General features: G+C 65.6%; 16 protein-coding genes, 2 tRNA genes and 3 rRNA genes. 16 read left to right on the top strand and 5 right to left on the bottom strand.

Features of this window, described 5'->3' with window-relative positions; genetic code table 11:
• Nucleotides 1–60 precede the first annotated feature (60 nt).
• The gene (hemB, locus tag ACOZ35_RS12115) at nt 61–1,041 is read left to right on the top strand and encodes a porphobilinogen synthase (protein WP_424013831.1); all 981 of its coding nucleotides are present in this window, start codon (nt 61–63) and stop codon (nt 1,039–1,041) included.
• Nucleotides 1,042–1,447: 406 nt separating this feature from the next.
• Here hemB and ACOZ35_RS12120 read toward each other — a convergent pair whose 3' ends face one another.
• Nucleotides 1,448–1,690 (bottom strand): ferredoxin, encoded by a 243-nt coding sequence (locus tag ACOZ35_RS12120; protein WP_007995504.1) that lies wholly within the window; start codon nt 1,688–1,690, stop codon nt 1,448–1,450.
• A gap of 421 nt (nt 1,691–2,111) precedes the next feature.
• On the opposite strand from ACOZ35_RS12120, the gene ACOZ35_RS12125 reads away from it, so the two are divergent.
• Together ACOZ35_RS12125 and ACOZ35_RS12130 are read left to right on the top strand one after the other, a co-directional pair.
• Entirely contained in the window at nt 2,112–2,366 is a 255-nt protein-coding gene (locus ACOZ35_RS12125; protein ID WP_007995502.1) for a hypothetical protein, read from the top strand.
• Between the two features lie 105 nt (nt 2,367–2,471).
• A complete protein-coding gene (locus ACOZ35_RS12130; RefSeq protein WP_424013832.1) occupies nt 2,472–5,171 on the top strand; it encodes a valine--tRNA ligase in 2,700 nt (899 codons plus the stop codon).
• 30 nt (nt 5,172–5,201) lie between these two features.
• On the opposite strand, the gene ACOZ35_RS12135 is transcribed toward ACOZ35_RS12130, so the two are convergent.
• Both ACOZ35_RS12135 and ACOZ35_RS12140 read right to left on the bottom strand, forming a co-directional pair.
• Nucleotides 5,202–6,257, bottom strand: a complete 1,056-nt coding sequence (locus ACOZ35_RS12135; protein ID WP_424013833.1) for a quinone-dependent dihydroorotate dehydrogenase — start codon at nt 6,255–6,257, stop codon at nt 5,202–5,204.
• 96 nt (nt 6,258–6,353) lie between these two features.
• Nucleotides 6,354–6,557, bottom strand: a complete 204-nt coding sequence (locus ACOZ35_RS12140) for a hypothetical protein (protein WP_004599199.1) — start codon at nt 6,555–6,557, stop codon at nt 6,354–6,356.
• Nucleotides 6,558–6,897: 340 nt separating this feature from the next.
• Here ACOZ35_RS12140 and ACOZ35_RS12145 point away from each other — a divergent pair, with 340 nt between their 5' ends.
• The 11 genes from ACOZ35_RS12145 to ACOZ35_RS12195 all read left to right on the top strand — a co-directional run bounded on the left by ACOZ35_RS12145 (nt 6,898) and on the right by ACOZ35_RS12195 (nt 16,765).
• Complete coding sequence (locus ACOZ35_RS12145) at nt 6,898–7,227, top strand: non-histone chromosomal MC1 family protein (RefSeq protein ID WP_044965795.1); 330 nt, start codon at nt 6,898–6,900, stop codon at nt 7,225–7,227.
• A 523-nt stretch (nt 7,228–7,750) separates the two neighbouring features.
• Nucleotides 7,751–9,220 (top strand): 16S ribosomal RNA (locus tag ACOZ35_RS12150).
• Nucleotides 9,221–9,387: 167 nt separating this feature from the next.
• Nucleotides 9,388–9,459 (top strand) — tRNA-Ala (locus ACOZ35_RS12155).
• A 271-nt stretch (nt 9,460–9,730) separates the two neighbouring features.
• Nucleotides 9,731–12,643 (top strand): 23S ribosomal RNA (locus ACOZ35_RS12160).
• 143 nt (nt 12,644–12,786) lie between these two features.
• Nucleotides 12,787–12,908: ribosomal RNA gene (gene rrf / locus ACOZ35_RS12165) — 5S ribosomal RNA — on the top strand.
• Together the 16S, 23S and 5S rRNA genes with 2 tRNA genes alongside form the textbook arrangement of a ribosomal RNA operon.
• Nucleotides 12,909–13,038: 130 nt before the next feature.
• A tRNA-Cys gene (locus ACOZ35_RS12170) sits at nt 13,039–13,114 on the top strand.
• A gap of 105 nt (nt 13,115–13,219) precedes the next feature.
• Entirely contained in the window at nt 13,220–14,044 is an 825-nt protein-coding gene (locus ACOZ35_RS12175; RefSeq protein ID WP_424016064.1) for a hypothetical protein, read from the top strand.
• Nucleotides 14,045–14,120: 76 nt separating this feature from the next.
• Nucleotides 14,121–14,327: a hypothetical protein gene (locus ACOZ35_RS12180; protein WP_424013834.1), complete on the top strand. Its 207-nt coding sequence runs from the start codon at nt 14,121–14,123 to the stop codon at nt 14,325–14,327.
• Between the two features lie 210 nt (nt 14,328–14,537).
• Nucleotides 14,538–15,152, top strand: coding sequence for a VOC family protein (locus ACOZ35_RS12185; protein ID WP_424013835.1), 615 nt, complete (start codon nt 14,538–14,540; stop codon nt 15,150–15,152).
• 1 nt (nt 15,153) lies between these two features.
• Entirely contained in the window at nt 15,154–15,870 is a 717-nt protein-coding gene (locus tag ACOZ35_RS12190) for an alpha/beta hydrolase (RefSeq protein WP_424013836.1), read from the top strand.
• Between the two features lie 127 nt (nt 15,871–15,997).
• Complete coding sequence (locus ACOZ35_RS12195) at nt 15,998–16,765, top strand: DUF1028 domain-containing protein (RefSeq protein WP_424013837.1); 768 nt, start codon at nt 15,998–16,000, stop codon at nt 16,763–16,765.
• Between the two features lie 10 nt (nt 16,766–16,775).
• On the opposite strand, the gene ACOZ35_RS12200 is transcribed toward ACOZ35_RS12195, so the two are convergent.
• Complete coding sequence (locus ACOZ35_RS12200; RefSeq protein ID WP_424013838.1) at nt 16,776–17,642, bottom strand: endonuclease/exonuclease/phosphatase family protein; 867 nt, start codon at nt 17,640–17,642, stop codon at nt 16,776–16,778.
• Nucleotides 17,643–18,106: 464 nt separating this feature from the next.
• A complete protein-coding gene (locus ACOZ35_RS12205; protein ID WP_424013839.1) occupies nt 18,107–18,589 on the bottom strand; it encodes an RNA-binding protein in 483 nt (160 codons plus the stop codon).
• A 146-nt stretch (nt 18,590–18,735) separates the two neighbouring features.
• Between ACOZ35_RS12205 and ACOZ35_RS12210 the strand changes: the two genes are divergently transcribed.
• Together ACOZ35_RS12210 and ACOZ35_RS12215 are read left to right on the top strand one after the other, a co-directional pair.
• Nucleotides 18,736–19,350 (top strand): 2Fe-2S iron-sulfur cluster-binding protein, encoded by a 615-nt coding sequence (locus tag ACOZ35_RS12210; RefSeq protein ID WP_424013840.1) that lies wholly within the window; start codon nt 18,736–18,738, stop codon nt 19,348–19,350.
• 97 nt (nt 19,351–19,447) lie between these two features.
• Nucleotides 19,448–19,786, top strand: a complete 339-nt coding sequence (locus ACOZ35_RS12215) for a hypothetical protein (RefSeq protein ID WP_424013841.1) — start codon at nt 19,448–19,450, stop codon at nt 19,784–19,786.
• The last annotated feature ends 113 nt before the right edge of the window (nt 19,787–19,899 follow it).

A 19,899-nucleotide genomic window follows, 5' to 3' on the forward strand; every position in this document is an offset into this window, starting at 1 on the left:
CGCCCCCGTCGCCCGCGACCGAGACGAACGCTAAAAGTCCGCGGGGGACCAACCCCCTCCATGGACCTCACGGACCGGCCCCGCCGCCTCCGGACCGACGGCGTTCGTCCGCTCGTCGCCGAGACCGACCTCTCGGCGTCTGACCTCGTCGCGCCCGTCTTCGTCGACGCCACGACCGACGAGCGCGTGCCCATCGAGACAATGCCCGGCCACGAGCGCGTCCCCGTCGACGAGGCGGTCGCCCGTGTCGCCGAGATCCGCGAGACCGGCGTCGAGGCCGTGATCCTCTTCGGCGTCCCCGAGTCGAAGGACGCGTCCGGGAGCCGGGCGTACGCCGACGACGGCGTCGTTCAGCGCGCGATCCGCCGGATTTCCGCCGAAACCGACGTCACCGTGATCGGCGACGTCTGCCTCTGCGAGTACACCGACCACGGTCACTGCGGCGTCATCGAGGAGACCGCCGAGTCGGACCCGACGCTCACCGTCAAGAACGACGAGACGCTCGACCTGCTCGCGCGCACCGCGGTCTCGCAGGCGGACGCGGGCGCGGACGTGGTCGCCCCCTCCGCGATGACCGACGGCCAGGTGGGAGCGATCCGCGAGGCGCTCGACGACGCGGGCCACGAGGAGGTCGCCATCCTGAGCTACGCCGCGAAGTACGAGTCGGCCTTCTACGGGCCGTTCCGCGACGCGGCCGACGGCGCGCCCGCGTTCGGCGACCGCCGGCACTACCAGATGGACCCCGCGAACCGCCGCGAGGCGCTTCGGGAGGCGCGCCTCGACGCCGAGCAGGGCGCGGACGTGCTGATGGTGAAGCCCGGGCTCCCGTACCTCGACATCGTGAGTGACCTCCGGCGGGAGTTCGACCACCCGATCGCCGCGTACAATGTCTCCGGCGAGTACGCGATGCTCCACGCTGCCGCTGAGAAGGGGTGGCTCGACCTGGAGGCGACCGCGCTGGAGTCGCTCACGGCGCTCAAGCGCGCGGGCGCGGACCTCATCATCACGTACTTCGCCGAGGACGTGGCCGACCATTTATAAATAGAATCAGGTGGGAGTCGACGCGATTCTTCAACTATCCACCTCGGCGCGCGCCTCCGAGCGCCCGTCGGGCGCGAGGAGCGCGTGCGAGGTCGCCGGCGCTACGCGCCGGCTGCCAGAGGGACCTTCGGTCCCTCGCTGGAGTCGGCCGACCGAAGGGAGGCCGACGAGGCTGGGGAGGTATGAGGGTGCGGGTGCGGTGCTGTGCGGGGTGGGACTCGAAGGGGCGGCCGGGAGGCGGGCGCAGGCGACGTAAGGACCGCAGGGCGGGAGCGAGCGAAGCGAGCGACCGACTGAGGACCGCAGCGAGCGTGCGCCCGCCTCCCGGCCGGGGCTTCGGTGGCGTTCGCCCGGATCGATACACCGGCTTTAGTTTATAAGAAACCAATCGAGCGACCGGAGCCGCTCACACCAGTTGTTCGCCATCGTCGTCGTACACTTCGATGGCGTCGACCGGGCACGACCGCGCCGCGAACTTCGCGTCGAGCTCCTCGCCGTCGGGGACCTCGACGACGAACAGGTCTTCGTCTTCCTCGGTGCTCCCCGCTAAATCGGCCTTCCCGTCGTTCAGGTTCTTCTCGAAGGCGTCCCACTCGGCGACGCACTGGTACATCCCGACGCAGGTGTCGCGGTCGAACTCGATGTGCATGCCCACCGGTTTGGTGAGCCGATACAAAGCGGTGACGACGAGACGTGTGAGATTCCCGCTGGTTCGGACTCGACGGCCTGTCACCGGTAACTACTTCCAAAGCCCCAGCCGGGAGAAGCCCGGACGCTCGCTGCGCTCCTCGCTCAGCCGCTCCGCTCCTTCGCTGCGGTGCTTGCGTCGCCTCCGAGCTTCTCCCGGCTGCCCCTTTGAGTCCCACCCCGCGACCGCACCTCACACCTCCCCAGCCTCGCGGCTCCCTCCGCTTCGCTCCGGTCGCCGCGTCCCTCGCGCGTGCTGACTCGCGCCCTTCGGGCGCTCGCAGGCACGCGCCACCGCAACCACTTTCCGGAATCGACCACTCGCCTCAATCTCCCATATCCTAACCGTCCTTTTTAAGCGTCGCAGGCACGCATCGCCGCGTATGACTACGGTCTGGCTCGTCGACCGGCAGTTCGACTCGAAGGGACTCGTGCGGCTCACCTACGCCACGGAGGACGGCGAGCGGATGCACACGAAGGAGCTGGCCGAACAGCGGCTCGTCACGGGCGACGGGATCACCGCCGGCCGCGAGGTCGAGGAGAACGCGCTCGGGGAAAGCCCGGCAGAGGAGGTCGAGCGGTTCGCGTCCGAGGCGTCGAAGATGGCGGCCGAACACGACCTCGACGACACGGTCTGACGGCCCTCGACGACACGGTCTGAAGGCCGCTGACCGCGCCCGCGCACGGCGACGTCCCGCACAACCGAGGCCGTTAAGGGGGAACCGGCGGAACGTGTGACCGAAATGCCCAGTGGTGAGTACGACCCCGACGCCGTCGAGCCGCGCTGGCAGCGGCGCTGGGTCGACGAGGAGACGTACGCCTACGCCGCCGACGACCCGGTCGATCCGAACACCGTCTTCTCCATCGACACGCCCCCGCCGACGGTATCGGGGAGCCTCCACATGGGCCACCTCTACGGGTTCACCCTCCAGGACTTCGTCGCGCGCTTCGAGCGCATGAACGGCGGGGAGACGTTCTTCCCGTTCGGCTACGACGACAACGGGATCGCCTCCGAGCGCCTGACGGAGGACGAACTCGACATCCGCCACCAAGACTTCGAGCGCCGCGAGTTCCAGGCGAAGTGCCGCGAGGTCTGTGCGAACTACGAGGAGCAGTTCACCGAGAACGTCCAGTCGCTCGGGGTGTCGGTCGACTGGAACCACACCTACCAGACGATCGAGCCGCGCGTCCAGCGCGTCTCCCAGCTCTCGTTCGTCGACCTCTACGACCAGGGTCGGGAGTACCGCGAGAAGGCGCCCGCGATCTGGTGTCCCGAGTGCGAGACCGCCATCTCGCAGGTCGAGACCGAGGACGACGAGCAGGCGAGTCACTTCAATGACATCGCGTTCTCCGTCGCGGGAACCGACGGGGAGACCTTCACCATCTCGACGACGCGCCCCGAACTCCTCCCGGCCTGCGTCGCCGTCTTCGTCCATCCCGACGACGACGAGAACCAGGACCTCGTCGGCGAGTCCGCCGAGGTCCCGCTGTTCGGCCACGAGGTGCCGATCATCGCCGACGAGCGCGTCGACATGGAGACGGGCTCCGGAGTCGTGATGTGCTGTACGTTCGGCGACCAGAACGACATCGAGTGGTACCAAGTCCACGACCTGGACCTCCGCGTCGCCATCGACGAGTCCGGCCACATGACCGACGTCGCCGAGGGGTACGAGGGGCTCCACGCCGACGAGGCCGGCGAGGCCATCGTGGAGGACCTCGACGAGGCGGGCGCGCTGCTCGACCGCCGCGACATCACCCACACCGTCAACGTCCACGAGCGCTGCGGGACGAGCGTCGAGTTCCTCGTCACCGAGCAGTGGTACATCGAGATGCTCGACAAGACGGACGAGTACCTCGAGGTCGGCCGGGAGATGGACTGGTCGCCCGAGAAGATGTTCACCCGGTACGAACACTGGGTCGAGGGGCTCCAGTGGGACTGGCTCATCTCCCGCCAGCGCTCCTCCGGCATTCCGTTCCCGGTGTGGTACTGCGAGGACTGCGGCGAGGAGATCATCGCCGAGAAGGCCGACCTGCCCGTCGACCCGCTCTCCGACGACCCGCCGGTCGACACCTGCCCCGCGTGCGGGCACGACGAGTTCGAGCCCGAGGACGACGTGCTCGACACGTGGGCTACCTCCAGCCTCACGCCGCTCATCAATGCGGGCTGGGACTGGGACGAGGAGGCCGAGGAGTTCACGATGGAGCGCCCGGAGCTGTACCGGTTCGACCTCCGCCCGCAGGGCCACGACATCATCAGCTTCTGGCTGTTCCACACGCTCGTCAAGTGCTACGAGCACACCGGCGAGGTCCCGTTCGAGGAGACGATGATCAACGGGCACGTTCTCGACGAGAACCGCGAGAAGATGTCCAAGTCGGTCGGCAACGTCGTCGAGCCCGAGGCGGTCCTCGAGGAGTTCCCGGTCGACGCCACGCGCTACTGGGCCGCCGGCACCGCCGTCGGCGACGACTTCCCGTTCAAGGAGAAGGACCTCCGCGCGGGCGAGAAGCTGATCCGAAAGCTGTGGAACGCCTCGAAGCTCGTCGAGTCGCTCGCGCCGGAGCCGTTCCCGGCCGAGCCCGAGGACGGACTGCGCGAGCTCGACCGCTGGCTCCTCGCCGAACTCGACGCCGAGGTCGAGCGGCTCACCGAGCTCCTCGACGACCGCGCGTTCTCGAAGGCGCGGGACGAACTCCGGAGCTTCTTCTGGAACACGTTCTGCGACGACTACCTCGAGATCGCGAAACAGCGCGAAGACGACGCGGCCGCGTACACGCTCCGGACCGCCCACCGTCGGTTCTTGAAGCTGTTCGCGCCGCTGCTCGCGCACGTCACCGAGGAGCTGTGGCACGACATGTACGCCGACGCCGTCCCGGACGCGGCCGGTGCCGCTGACGCCGCCGCCGGTGCTGACGCCGCAAACGCGGAGGAGACCGCCCTCGCCGACGGCGCGAGCGACTCGATCCACCTCGCCGACTGGCCCGAACCGCTGGGGATCGAGGCCGACCGCGACGCCGGGACCGCCGCGACCGCCGTCGTCGGCGCCCTCCGGAAGTACAAAAGCGAGAACCAGCTCCCGCTCACCGCCGCGCTCGACGCGGTCGAGGTGTACGCCGACGTGCGCGGCTTCGAGGACGACATCACCGGCGTGATGCACGTCGACGACCTCGCGGTCCACCCCGACGGCGACGCGCCCGTCGAGACGGTGATCACGGGTATCGACCTCGACTACGCCACCGTCGGCCCGAAGTACGGCGACCAGGTCGGCGACATCGAGGCCGCCCTCGCGCAGGAGGAGTATGAGATCGACGGCGACGAGCTTCACGTCGCGGGCGTCACGCTCGTCGACGACGAGTTCGCGGTCGAAGAGGAGCGGCAGTACCAGGGCGAGGGCGAGTTGCTTCAGGCGGACGACGTCGTCGTCATCGTCCGGAACGACGCGTAGACCGCTCTTTGCTTTCGGTTTTCGACCCGATCACAGGTCCGCGCCGACGGCCTCGTCGACCGAGTCGAACCCGTCCCGTTCGAGCAGTTCGAGGAGCCCCTCGTTGATGTCGCGCGCGAGCCCCGGCCCCTCGTAGACGAGCCCCGTGTACAACTGGACCAGCGAGGCGCCCGCCCGTATCTTCTCGTAGGCCCCCGTGGCGTCGGAGATCCCGCCCACGCCGATCACCGGGACGTCGGTTCGCTCCGCGACGAACCGCACCCGCTCTGTCGCGAGCGACTCGATCGGCTTCCCAGAGAGGCCGCCCCGCTCGGCTCGGTTGTGGCTTCGCAGCGTGTCCGGGCGCGACGTGCTCGTGTTGGTCGCGATGACGCCGTCGAGGCCGAGGTCGTCGACGACGCCGAGCGCGTCCTCGACCGCCGGCTCCGGGAGATCCGGGGAGAGCTTCACGAGCAACGGGTCGGCGCCGGCGTCGGCGAGCGTGCCGAGGATGCGCTCTAAGGCCTCGCGGTTCTGGAGCTCGCGGAGCCCCGGGGTGTTCGGGCTGGAGACGTTGACGACGAAGTAGTCGCCCGCGTCCGCGACGCGCTCGTACGTGTACAGGTAGTCGTCGGGAGCCTCCTCCAAGGCCGTCGACTTCGACTTCCCGATGTTGATCCCGACCGGCACCTCGGGGAGCGGGTCGCGGTCGAGGCGTTCGCCCACCCTGTCGGCGCCCTCGTTGTTGAACCCCATCCGGTTGACGAGCGCCTCGTCCTCTTTCAGCCGGAACAGTCGCGGGCGCGGGTTTCCGGGCTGTCGCTCGGCGGTGACGCCGCCCACTTCGACGTGCCCGAACCCGAGCGACGCCAGCGCTCGCGGGACGTGCGCGTTCTTGTCGAACCCGGCCGCAACGCCCACGGGGTTTGGGAACGCCGCCCCAAACGCGTCGACCGCGAGCCGCTCGTCGTCGACCGCGTACCGCTCGGCGAGTCGGTCGGCGACCGGCGTCCCCTGAACGCCGCCGAGCAGCCGGTGTATCAGTCCGTGTGCGGTCTCCGGTGGCAGCCGGAACAGTGCTGGCTTCAACAGGTCGTACGCGCCCATCGTCTGGGCCTCGTCACGAGCGACAATCAATCCGCCGACCGCGGTCCGCGTGGCGGTCGCTCGGCGGCGAAAATACGTCGAATCCCGCGGTCCGCGTCAGAAGTCGTGTTCGAGCTGCTCCGGGTTGGCGTCAGCCTTCTGGATGATTATCTTCCCGTCTCGGACTCGGACGAACACCTCGTCGCCGATCTCCATGCCGGCGACGGCGAGTTCGTCTTCGTGGAGGTTCACGTGGACGTTGTGGTACTCCCCGTCGTCGTCCTTGGCGCCACTGGGGCTGAGCTTCTTTTTGCGGACCATCGCGGGTGTGCTTGTCGCACTTCGCCATAGCAGACACATAAGTGTTGTTTACGCGTATTCGGGGTCCGGTTGGCCGCGCGCCTGCGCGGTGAAAGCCGAACATACGAGGCCGATCCGCCAGTGATTCGAGGGATCACAATCGCCTCGTGAACCCCGAATCGACGTGTCGCGCGCGCTGAACGCCCCGCGAATCGCCGCCGATCACCCGCTTCGCTCCCGCTTTGAGGTCCCAAATCGCCAGCCGCCGCCGAGGTGATATATAAACATTGTGGCGCGCAGCTTTCATTTCCCCGATATATTTATTACACACTGTGTGCTGGAGTCACACGGAGGCAAAACCATGGTACGTGAAGACGGTAAGCGAAACTTTGCCCTGCGAGAGGAGGACGGATCGGAACCGAGCGAGTTCTCGGGAAACATGCCGCGTCAGGCGGCGCTCAAAGCGGCTCGAACTCTCGAGCCGGCACCCTCCGAGGAGGAGGCGGAGCGAACGACGCTCCGGCTCCGGGAGAAGGGGACCCAGAAGGTCCACGAGTACGAGGGGTGGGCTTGGAAGGACGGCGCTCCCGAGGTCGACGACGCGGACGACGACTTCTGGCTCAACGACCTTGACGACATCACCAAGGCCAACGTCTCGAAGCAGGGCATCGAGTACCTCGACGACGAGTAACCCTCGGGCGCACCGGTTCCGATCTCTCGTTTTCGCTGTCGACCGACCCGAACGCCTCGGAGTTGATCACCCTGTCGCGACAGAGATACCGTCCCGGGTAGGCTCGTCTCCGGTTCGACTCGATCCGGTCAGTTGTCCCGCTTCTCTCGGCATGAAATCGCATGACGTGGCGCCGGTAGTTCGACGGGGTTAAGTACAACCCGGGCATTCGAAGAAATGCGAAGAACGCAACGCGGACTCGGGCCGTTCAACCCGGCCCGGTTTCGCTGGACCCGTACCGTTCCGATGGGTTTATGACCCGTCGTCCGGTACGTTCAGGTCCGCGAAGGATGAGGATCACGCCCCCTGCGCTCCGGCGTAAGCGGTGATCTGATGTGAGCCGTGGTCGTTCGGTGTCATCCAAGTCGCTGGATGGGCCGGACACCACACAGACCAATGCAATGGTGTGTCAACCCTCGTCTTCGACGAGATTGACACCCGCCAACACCCCCTTCGAGCCGGGAATCAGGCTCGAAGGATATTCATTCCGGTTGATCCTGCCGGAGGCCATTGCTATTGGGATCCGATTTAGCCATGCTAGTCGCACGAGTTCAGACTCGTGGCGAATAGCTCAGTAACACGTGGCCAAACTACCCTTCGGAGCTCCATACCCTCGGGAAACTGAGGTTAATAGAGCATACCATACCACCACTGGAATGAGTGGTATGCCAAACGCTCCGGCGCCGAAGGATGTGGCTGCGGCCGATTAGGTAGACGGTGGGGTAACGGCCCACCGTGCCAATAATCGGTACGGGTCATGAGAGTGAGAACCCGGAGACGGAATCTGAGACAAGATTCCGGGCCCTACGGGGCGCAGCAGGCGCGAAACCTTTACACTGCACGACAGTGCGATAGGGGGATCCCAAGTGCACAGGCATAGCGCCTGTGCTTTTCGGTACCGTAAGGTGGTACCAGAATAAGGGCTGGGCAAGACCGGTGCCAGCCGCCGCGGTAATACCGGCAGCCCAAGTGATGGCCGATCTTATTGGGCCTAAAGCGTCCGTAGCTGGCCGCGCAAGTCCATCGGGAAATCCACCTGCTCAACAGGTGGGCGCCCGGTAGAAACTGCGTGGCTTGGGACCGGAAGGCGCGACGGGTACGTCCGGGGTAGGAGTGAAATCCCGTAATCCTGGACGGACCGCCGATGGCGAAAGCACGTCGCGAGAACGGATCCGACAGTGAGGGACGAAAGCCAGGGTCTCGAACCGGATTAGATACCCGGGTAGTCCTGGCCGTAAACAATGCCTGCTAGGTGTGGCTCCCACTACGAGTGGGTGCTGTGCCGTAGGGAAGCCGCTAAGCAGGCCGCCTGGGAAGTACGTCCGCAAGGATGAAACTTAAAGGAATTGGCGGGGGAGCACTACAACCGGAGGAGCCTGCGGTTTAATTGGACTCAACGCCGGACATCTCACCAGCATCGACTGTAATAATGACGACCAGGTTGATGACCTTGTCCGAGTTTCAGAGAGGAGGTGCATGGCCGCCGTCAGCTCGTACCGTGAGGCGTCCTGTTAAGTCAGGCAACGAGCGAGACCCGCACCCTTACTTGCCAGCAGTACCGCGAGGTAGCTGGGGACAGTAGGGGGACCGCCGTGGCTAACACGGAGGAAGGAACGGGCAACGGTAGGTCAGTATGCCCCGAATGTGCTGGGCAACACGCGGGCTACAATGGTCGAGACAAAGGGTTCCAACTCCGAAAGGAGACGGTAATCTCAGAAACTCGATCGTAGTTCGGATTGTGGGCTGCAACTCGCCCACATGAAGCTGGATTCGGTAGTAATCGCGTGTCACAAGCGCGCGGTGAATACGTCCCTGCTCCTTGCACACACCGCCCGTCAAAGCACCCGAGTGAGGTCCGGATGAGGCGTACCTCGTACGTCGAATCTGGGCTTCGCAAGGGGGCTTAAGTCGTAACAAGGTAGCCGTAGGGGAATCTGCGGCTGGATCACCTCCACCGACCCGAGACTCGCCCTCTGGGCGAGCTCACCTTACGACCGTCACCACGACGGTCACTACTCATTCGCATTGGCCTGTGACAGTCCGCCCACCCACCGGCTTGGACACCGCAGAACGACCACGGCTCACACCACACACACACCAGACCTTCCCCACAGGGAAGGTGGGCTCATAGCTCAGCGGTAGAGTGCCTCCCTTGCAAGGAGGATGCCCTGGGTTCGAATCCCAGTGAGTCCATGTCCGTCCGAAGCGAATCCGTCCCCTTAAGTGGGAGACGCGATTCGATTCGGACACGACGACCGATGCACCATCCCGGGAAACCGCGGATGGGAAGGGTTCGACGAACGCCCCGTCACACCCGGGGCGATTCAATGACAACCGTGTATACGTGCGATCCAGACGTCCACTGAACTCATCCGAGTTCGTGGAACGTCAGTGAACCATATACAGTCGGGTGACACTATGTCACTTGACACCGTCAGCACTCTCTTCGGAGAGTTGGCTGACACACTACTGGCTACTGTGCCAGCTGGTGAATGGCTCGGCTCGAGAGCCGACGACGGACGTGCCAAGCTGCGAAAAGCTCGTGGGACCCGCATGGAGGGAAAGAACACGAGATCTCCCAATCGGAATCCGTTCAACAATTGCCACGCGCAATAGGGAACGCCCTGAATTGAAACATCTCAGTAAGGGCAGGAAAAGAACGCAACAGCGATGTCGTCAGTAACCGCGAGTAAACGCGACACAGCCCAAACCGAAGGTCTTCGGACCAATGTGGTGTTCGGGTTGACAACCAAAACGCGACACTCTCTCAGAAGTCTCCTGGAACGGAGCGTGAAACAGGGTGACAACCCCGTATGAGAGAACAGTACCGTTGGCGTCAAATCCAGAGTAGCAGGGGTCGGATATCCTCTGTGAACATCTCAGGCATCCCCTGAGAAGGCTAAACACTCCTCGAGACCGATAGCGAACAAGTAGCGTGAGCGAACGCTGAAAAGCACCCCGAGAAGGGCGGTGCAATAGGGCCTGAAATCAGCTGGCGATCGAGCGACAGGGCGTATAAGGCGATTCTCAAAACGACCGAGGAGCGATCCTCCAGTAGGAAGAGAATCGAGCCGGCGTCGTGTCGTGCGTTTTGAAAAACGACCCAGGGAGTGCACTTGATTGACGAGTCTAACCCGTGAACCGGGGAAGGCGCAGGGAAACCGATACGGCCGCAGCATTGCGAGGGCCACCGTGTTCAAGCGCGGGGAGTCAATTGGGTGCGACCCGAAACCAGGCGATCTACGCGCGAGCAAGGTGAAGCGTGGCGAAAGCCACGTGGAGGCCTGTTAGAGTTGGTATTCTACAATATCCTCTCGTGACTCGTGTGTAGGGGTGAAAGGCCCATCGAGCCTGGCAACAGCTGGTTCCAACCGAAACATGTCGAAGCATGACCTCTTCCGAGGTAGCCCGCGGGGTAGAGCTACCGATTGGATGACCCGCCTCCGAGAGGAGTCGGCCATCCTGTCGAACTCCAAACCCGCAGGCGCTGTAGACGAAGGGAGTCCGGTGCGCGGGGTAAGCCTGTGTACCGTGAGGGGAACAACCCAGAGCCGGGTTAAGGTCCCAAAGTGTAGATTAAGTGCGATTCGAAGGTGGTCTCAAGCCCTAAACAGCCGGGAGGTGAGCTTAGAAGCAGCTACCCGCTAAGAAAAGCGTAACAGCTTACCGGCCGAGGTTTGAGGCGCCCAAAATGATCGGGGCTCAAATCTACCACCGAGACCTGGCCGTGCCCTTGACAGGGGCAACCGCGTAGGTTGGCGTACTGGTCGGACGGAAGCCCGGGCGAGAGCTCGTGTGGACCGTCCAGTAACGACAATCCTGGTCACAGTAGCAGCGATAGTCGGGTGAGAACCTCGACGGCCTGAAGAGCAAGGGTTCCTCGGCACTGCCGTTCAGCCGAGGGTTAGCCGGTCCTAAGGTGTACCACAACTTGACTACACCGACGGGAAGCTGGTTAATATTCCAGCGCCATCGTGCAGTAAACGCCGACGCCGTGTGGAACGCTGAGCCGGGCATTCGCCCGGTCAAATCGTGGAAACTCGTGGACGCCGTCACGGCACGAAGCGAGCGAAACGCGAGATAGCGAAAGTCAGCCGTACATAGGGCCCGTGAAAAGGCAAGCGCGATGTCCGTACCGAGATCCGACACAGGTGCTCTGCCAGCGCAAGGCAAGGCCTGTCGGGAGAACCGACGTTAGGGAATTCGGCAAGTTAGTCCCGTACCTTCGGAAGAAGGGATGCCTGCTCTCTACGGAGCAGGTCGCAGTGACTCGGGCGCTCCGACTGTCTAGTAACAACACAGGTGACCGCAAATCCGTAAGGACTCGTACGGTCACTGAATCCTGCCCAGTGCGGGTATCTGAACACCTCGTACAAGAGGACGAAGGACCCGTCAACGGCGGGGGTAACTATGACCCTCTTAAGGTAGCGTAGTACCTTGCCGCTTCAGTAGCGGCTTGCATGAATGGATAAACGAGAGCGCCACTGTCCCAACGTTGGACCCGGTGAACTGTACGTTCCAGTGCGGAGTCTGGAGACCCCCAAGGGGAAGCGAAGACCCTATAGAGCTTTACTGCAGGCTGTCGCTGAGACGTGGTCGCCGATGTGCAGCATAGGTAGGAGACGCTACACAGGTACGTGCGCTAGCACGCCACCGAGTCAGCATTGAAATACTACCCGTCGGTGACTGCGACTCTCACTCCGGGAGGAGTACACCGGTAGCCGGGCAGTTTGACTGGGGCGGTACGCGCTCGAAAAGATATCGAGCGCGCCCGAAGATCATCTCAGCCGGGTCGGGAATCCGGCGAAGAGCGCAAGAGCACAAGATGGTCTGACAGTGTTCTTCCCAACGAGGAACGCTGACGCGAAAGCGTGGTCTAGCGAACCTACGAGGTTCCGGAATGGGACCCGTAGATGACAGAAAAGCTACCTTAGGGATAACAGAGTCGTCACTCGCAAGAGCACATATCGACCGAGTGGCTTGCTACCTCGATGTCGGTTCCCTCCATCCTGCCCGTGCAGACGCGGGCAAGGGTGAGGTTGTTCGCCTATTAAAGGAGGTCGTGAGCTGGGTTTAGACCGTCGTGAGACAGGTCGGCTGCTATCTATTGGGGGTGTGAGGTACCTGACGTGAACGAACGTATAGTACGAGAGGAACTACGTTTGGTCGCCACTGGTGTATCGGTTGTCCGGAAGGGCAGATGCCGAGTAGCCACGCGACACGGGGTAAGAGCTGAACGCATCTAAGCTCGAAACCCACATGGAAAAGAGGTACCACAGAGGTCACTCGTAGAAGACGAGTTCGATAGACTCGGGGTGTACGCACCGAGGCAACGAGGTGTTAAGCCCACGAGCACTAACAGACCGAGCCACATTCATTGGCGCTGACGCGCCACGACTCGCATGAGTTCAGGCGGTAACTGGATCGCACGATTTACACGGTTGGTATCGAACCAGACCGACACAGGCGTCTCGCTGTAGAGGATACAGAGAGTCTCGGTTCGAATCCGGGAGTCGGCATGAAGGCGGCCAGAGCGGTAGGGAAACACCCGTACCCATTCCGAACACGGAAGTTAAGCCTACCAGCGTATCGTGAAGTACTGGAGTGAGCGATCCTCTGGGAACCACGAGTCGCCGCCTACCCACTCATACGGGAATCATCCCACCAAGCCCACGGACAGCGCGTCCGTGGGCTTTTTTCATACCCAGCGAGCCGCAGCGCTCGCATCCGACCGCTAAACTTAAACGCTCGACAGCGGTACGTTCGGCTGGCGCCAAGGTGGCAGAGTTCGGTCAGACGCAGCGGCCTGCAGAGCCGCCCAACGCCGGTTCAAATCCGGCCCTTGGCTTTCAATTCCCTTCGACACGGACCGGTAGGTCGGTCCCACGAACTGACCCGCTTAGTAACCGTTAAACACCGGGTGACCCATGCGTGAACTATGCAACGACGCGCTGTGGCCGTGTTTGTCGCGCTGTTCCTCGCCGTCGCGGGCGTGGCGGGTGCGCTGACCGCGACGGCCGAGAGTCCGGAGATAGCGCTCGAAAACCCGGAAGTCGACGCATCGGTGAACGACTCGATCGATGTCGGCGGCGAGACGTACGTCGTTGCCGGCATCTCTGAAAGCGAGAACGACGATGGCCAGACGGTCATCTCGGGCACGCTCGAACGCGAGTTCACGGCGGAGACCTCCGAAACCTGGGCGAACGAGTCGACCGTCTCGGTCGATGACCGCGAGTGGCGCGTTTCGATTCCCGGGGAGAACGCCAGCCAGTTCACGCTCGTCGAGGTGCTCGACCGACAGGCGATCCTCGAGGCCGACGACGATGCCGAAAACGAGACGGTCACGCTAGAGGACGGCGAGTACGTCGCGGTGACCGACGAGAACGGTGACCGGACGCTGGTGCCCGTCGACGAGTACTTCCCCGCGCCCGAAGAGCGGACGCACGCGGAGGGTGAGACGCTCGACTACGACGGGCAGACGGTTACGGTCGACGACGTGACGTCGGACGGCGCCGTCCTCGTGTGGGAGACCACCGAGACCGAGACGGTCGAGGTCGCACAGCAGTCGACGGTGACGATCGGCGACACGGAGTACGTCGCGCACTTCCCCGACGCGTCGACGCTTCGGATGTCGACCGACATCGAGGCCTACGAGGCGCAGGTCACCGAGGTAGAGCGGTTCAACCAGTACAACAGCGGTCTCTCGCGCGTCATCGTCCTCGCCATCCTGTCGTCGATCATGCTTGCCGGGATGGCGTTTATCCCGTCGCGGTACTGACCGCCGACCGGCGTTTTCGTACGGTTTCGCTCCGTTCTACCGACAGTCACTACCCGTCGGGACCGCTATCGCCACCATGAGTTCGGCAACGGAGACGGTGCGACAGCTCGCCCCCCACTGGGCGGTGATGTTCGTCGCCATGTTCGTCGCGCTGGCGGCCGTCGAGCGCGTCCTCGGCGGGCTCGGGCTCCCAGCGTCGCTGCTGATCGTCTTGGCTATCGCCGTCGCGTATCCCGTGGTCGTTCGGGCGCTCGGTGTCGCGCCGCCCGTCTGGCAGCGGTGACGGCGCTCCGCCGCGGCTGACGGCGCAGCTCCGCTCACGGAGATTCGCGACTCGGCGACTCGACGACGCGAACGGCCGGCGGCGGCGACCCGCCGGGCGCTCCCGAGCGGAGTCCTCCCCCTTGGGGTGGTCCGCCAGATAACACCGGTGTCAGCCGGTCACCGTCCCGTCCCTCTCGCTTTTATACGGCTCGGTCGCCTTTCGATCGGTATGAGCGAAGAGAAGCCGGCTCCGGTCACGTCGGAACTCCCGGACGCACCGTTCCACACCAGCGGCACCGATCACATCACGGTCTGGGGAAGCAACGAGGAGGACACGCTCGCCTTCTACCGCGACCTGCTCGGGATGCCGCTCGTGTTGCGGCAGCCGAACCTCGATGACCCCTCGCAGACGCACCTCTTCTTCGACACCGGCGACGGCCGGATCCTCACGGTGTTCGTGAGCGACGAGCGGGCGTCCGCGCGCGGCCAACGCGTCAACACGGGCGCCGTCCACCACCTGTGTTTCAGCGTCGAACCCGACGAGTACGGGGAGATAATGGCGGCGCTCGAAGAGGAGGGGAAAGGATACAACGTGTTCGACCGAGGTATCTTCCACTCGATTTACACCCAGGACAACAACGGGCTCGTCATCGAGCTGTCGGCCGACAAGTACGAGATCCCCGACGACCGGAAGGGCGAGGTGCTCGCGACCGCACAGCGGCTCCGCGAGGAGGACGGCGCCGACTTCGCGCAGGACCGCCACATGGAGGGAGCCCTCGAGGAGCTCGGGCTCCCCGTGAACAAACACGACCTGCCCGACGCCGACGCCGGCGTCGGGGTCTGAGATGGCCGACCGTTCTCCGGGGGCGCACGCGAGCGACGACCCCCACGGCGACGAGCCGCTGGTCACGGCCGGGACGCCGCTTGACGATGCCGACGCGGCGCTCGTGCTCGTCCACGGCCGTGGCGCGACCGCCCGCAGCGTCGTCGACCTGGGCGAACAGCTGGCCGGCGACCACGAGGTCGCCCTGCTCGCGCCCGCGGCCGCCGGCAACACCTGGTATCCGAACTCCTTCCTCGCCCCGGTCGAAGACAACGAGCCGGGTCGGAGCTCGGGGCTTCGGGCGGTCGGATCGGCGGTCGGCCGCGCGGTCGACGCCGGGATCGCCCGCGATAGCGTCCTCGTCGGCGGCTTCTCGCAGGGCGCCTGTCTCGCGAGCGAGTTCGTCGCCCGCAACCCGACCCGCTACGGCGGGCTCGCCGTCTTCAGCGGCGGACTGATCGGCGAGACGGTCGCCGTCGACGACTACCTCGCGGACGCGACCGCTGACGCCGAGGGCGAAGCGGAGGGGGACACCGAGGAGCCGCTCGCCGGTACGCCTGCGTTCCTCGGCTGTAGCGACGTCGACCCGCACATTCCCGAGGAGCGGGTCCACGAGACGACCGCGGTGTTGGAGGCGCTCGGCGCCGAGGTCGACGAGCGGATCTACGAGGGGATGGGCCACGGGATCAACGACGACGAGGTCGCGGCCGTCTCCGATTTGGTCGCGTCGCTGGCGTAGTCGGCCTCGCTGTTATCGGCCTCGACCGCAGTCGCGAGCGGGACGGCGCGGCCGGACGTGTCGTTCGAGAACCGGAACCATCGGCCCCTGAACCCATCCTTTTGCGGGACGCCGACCCAGTACGCGTGTGACGTTCAGCATCTGCGTTCGCGAGCGGTACACCGACGATGACGGCGGCGACCAGATCCGGTTCGGCGTGGCGGTGACCACTCGGCTGCCGGGCGTCGGCACGCTGTGCCCCTTCGCGTCGTCGGACGGCGCGGTGGCGACCCAGTCGCTCGTCAACGTCGAGTTGGGGCGAAAGGGAATCGAGTACCTCGGCGACGGGCTCGCGGTCGACGACGCCCTGGAGGCCCTGTTAAACGCCGACGAGGGGAGCGCCCAGCGCCAGCTCCACGGCGTCGACGCCGACGGGACGTTCGCGTTCTCCGGCGACGAGTGTAACGACTGGTACGGCCACCGCGAGGGGCAGAACTACACCGTCGCGGGCAACCTCCTGACGGGCAAGGATGTGATCGAAGACACCGCGGCCGCCTACGAGTCCGACGCGCACGGCGACGCGCCGCTCGCCGAGCGGCTGATCGACGCCCTCGCGGCGGGCCACGCCGCGGGCGGCGACAAACGGGAAGACCTCGAGGTCCAGTCCGCGGCGCTGCTAGTGCGGAACACGGAGGAGGACGCGGACGACCCCTACTACAACGACCTCCGGGTCGACGCGAGCGAGACGCCGGTCGCCGACCTCCGCGAGACGTACGAGACCGCCAAGCGCGGCTACGAGACGATCTTAGCGAAGTACGCCGAGGAGGAAGACGTCGGAGACGAGCCGGAAGCCGACGATGCCGACGCGGCGGCCGACGACGCCGGCACGGCGGCCGACGACGCCGACGCAGAGTAGCGGCCGCTTCCTACATCGACAGCCGCGCGAGGATCGGCAAGTGGTCGGAGGGGTATCGGCCGCGGTCGTCCCGGTCAGCGAGCGTCGCGAACGTGTCGACCGACACCGGGGGCGAGACGAGCGCGTGGTCGATCCGGCGCCCGTCGATGAGGCGGGCGAAGTCGGTGAGGCTCGTCTCCGGGCCGTACCGGAGGTCAGCCTCGGTCGCGGCGTCGCGAAGCGCGAGGGCGTCTTCAGGCGGCTTCCCGGCGGCCCCGTCGCCGATTTCGGAGCCCTCGTCGGTCTCGGAGCCGTCGCCCTCGACGAGGATCCGGTGCGGCTCCGACCCCGGCGTACAGTTGAGGTCGCCGACGAGCACGACCGGGGGCGTCTCGTCGGAGCCGCCCTCGCCTGCGGCTGCTATCTCCGGCACCCGCTCGCGGAGCAGGCGGGCGGACTCGCGCCGCGCGTGCGCGCTCACGTGGTCGAAGTGCGTGTTGACGACGAGGAGTCTCGCGTCGCCGTCGACCGCGCGGACCCGCCCCCACGTCGCGATTCTGGGGTAGGAGGCGTCCCAGCCGGCCGAGGGCTCCTCGGGGGTCTCGGAGAGCCAGAACGTGTCGCTCTCGGTGACCTCCCAGCGGTCGCTCCGGACCGCGACCGGACACCCCTCGCCCTCGCCGTCCGCTTCTCGGCCGCGTCCGACGAACTCGTACTTCGGGAGCCGCTCGCGGAGGTCGTCGCGTTGGTCCGGTAGCGGCTCCTGAAACGCGGCGACGTCGGGCCGGTGAAACCGGACGAGTCGCGCGACGGCGTCGCGGCGGTCGTGCCAGGCGTCGTGGTGATCGCCCCGGTTGGCGTAGCGGACGTTGTAGCTTAACACCCGGATCGCGGTCATTACGTCTGGCGTCGCGGGCGAGGCGATTAAAAGGCGCGGAGCGAATGGGACGCGTTCGATCGGGACGTCAACGCCGCTTCCGGTGTCTGTTTATAAATCGTTGACTGCGGCCCGGTGGCGGACTCCGCTACAGCTCCAGCCGCTCGCTTATAAGTGGCTGACTGTGGATCGGTGGCGAACACCTCCAAAGCCCCAGCCGCGAGGCCGCAGTACGCTCGTTGCGCTCCTCGCTCGCTCCGCTCGCTGCGGTGCTTACATCGCCTACTGCGGCCTCGCGGCTGCCCCTTTGAGTCCACCCCACAGCACCGCAACCGCAGCCTCACGCCTCCCCAGCCTCGTCGGTCGCCGTCGCTTCGCTCGGCGACCGACTCCCTCGCGCGTGCGGTTCGCGGCCTACCGGCCGCTCACCGGCACGCGCCACCGCGGACCTATTTATAAATAGTCGCCGCCGTCGCGCCCCGCTCTCACACCGAGAACTCGTAGAGGTCGTCGCCGACGTGGTGGATCGACTCCACGACCTTTCCGCTGTCGCCGACCATCCCGTCGCCGTCGACCAGCGCGCGCCCGACGGCCAGCACCTTCCCGTGGGTCTCCTCGGCGATGACGACGAGGTCGCCCGCGCGGATCGCCTCGTCGGCCTCGACGATCCCCGGACGCATCACGTCGGCGCCGTCCGAAACGAAGGATATCGCGCCGGAGTCGACCGTGACGACACCCGTTTCCGGGTCGAAGTTGTTCGCGCCCCGGACGGTGAGGAACGGCTCGTCGTCGTCGACGTAGAAGACGGCGGGGTCGCCGTCGACTAAGACGAGCTCGTAGCCGGCGTCGACGAACTCGACGAACTCGAAGGTGTCCCCGTCGATGTCGACTCCGAGGTGGTCGGCGACCGCCTCTTGGATCGCCGTGATCTCGTCGCTCCGGAGGTGGTGCCGGGATTTCACTTCCATGGGCGTCCAGTCGGCCGCTCGGCCGATAAATGGACCGCTCCGCGGCGTGACTCCGGCCGATCGCGCCGCGGTATCGGCCCCGATCCCGGTCTCGTCCCGTTGGACCGATCAAAACGGTCTTAATCCACCTCTCCATATTCCCTCGTATGCTTAACCCACTGGCGATCGTGCTCGCGGCGATCGTGAACCCGCCCGCGATCGTGCTCGCGGCGGTCGCGACGCTGCTCATGGTCCTCGTCACCTCGGTGAGGGGGACGGGATGGGAGCCCACGACCGACATCTCGGACGAAGTCCTCGAACACCGCGCGTCCGCGGTCCCCGAGACGGAGTTCCCGGAACCCGGTAACCGCGCGATCGGTGGCGGCGGTGGCGGCGGCGGCGCCATCCCGGCCGGCGGCGACGGCGAGGAAGGCGAACTCGAAGAGGGCGGCACCGCAAGCTCCGGCCCCGGCGACATCCCCGAAGACGAGGTGGAGTACTTCGAGGTCGAGTTCGTCAAGCAGGGCGAGACGGTCGAGCTCTCCAATGACCAGCCCATCCTCGAACAGGGCGAAGACGAGGGGTGGGACCTCCCGTACGCCTGCCGCCAGGGCCAGTGCGTCTCCTGTGCCGGCCAGATTACGGACGGCCCCTCGGAGGACTTCGTCGAGCACGACAACCAGCAGATGCTCGAGGAGGCCGAGATCGACGACGGCTACACGCTCACCTGCGTCGCCTACCCGCGCGACTCCTTCAGCATCGAGACCGGCGAAGCGCCGTAGCTCCGCCCTCGCGTTCGCGCTCTCTTTCCCTCCCTCCGCCTTTTCCGGTCACGCTCGCTCGCGACACCCTTTTTCGCGTCTCGCCCCAACCCATCGTATGTCCGTCACCACGGCGCTCGTCGCCGGCGGCGGGGGCGTCGCCGTCGCGCTGATCGCCGCGGCCGTCTACCGCGACGCCCTCCGCGTCGGCGTCGACCTCGGCTCGCCGGCGGCGTGGGCCGCCCTCGTTGTCCTCACCGGCGGCGCGAGCCTCGTCACGCTGATCCTCGTGCCCGACGCGCCCCTGCCCGGCGTCCTCGTGTTGACCGCGCTCGGCCCGCTCCTCTACCTGCTCGAACGCGACGACTCGATGAACGGCGACGACGCGGCCGACCCCACGCGGCTCCCGAGCCAGTCCGGCGACACGGCCGACCGGAGCGACGAGCGAGATCCGTAGCGCCGCCGACCAGCGGGAGCGACCGGGGACGCTCGCTGCCGACCGCTCACGGCCCCATCCGGCGCCGTACCGTCTCATCGACGATGATACAGTTCCTTTCGCCGCGTTCTGAG

This window comes from Halorubrum xinjiangense, from assembly GCF_049604745.1.
Lineage (GTDB): Archaea > Halobacteriota > Halobacteria > Halobacteriales > Haloferacaceae > Halorubrum > Halorubrum xinjiangense_A.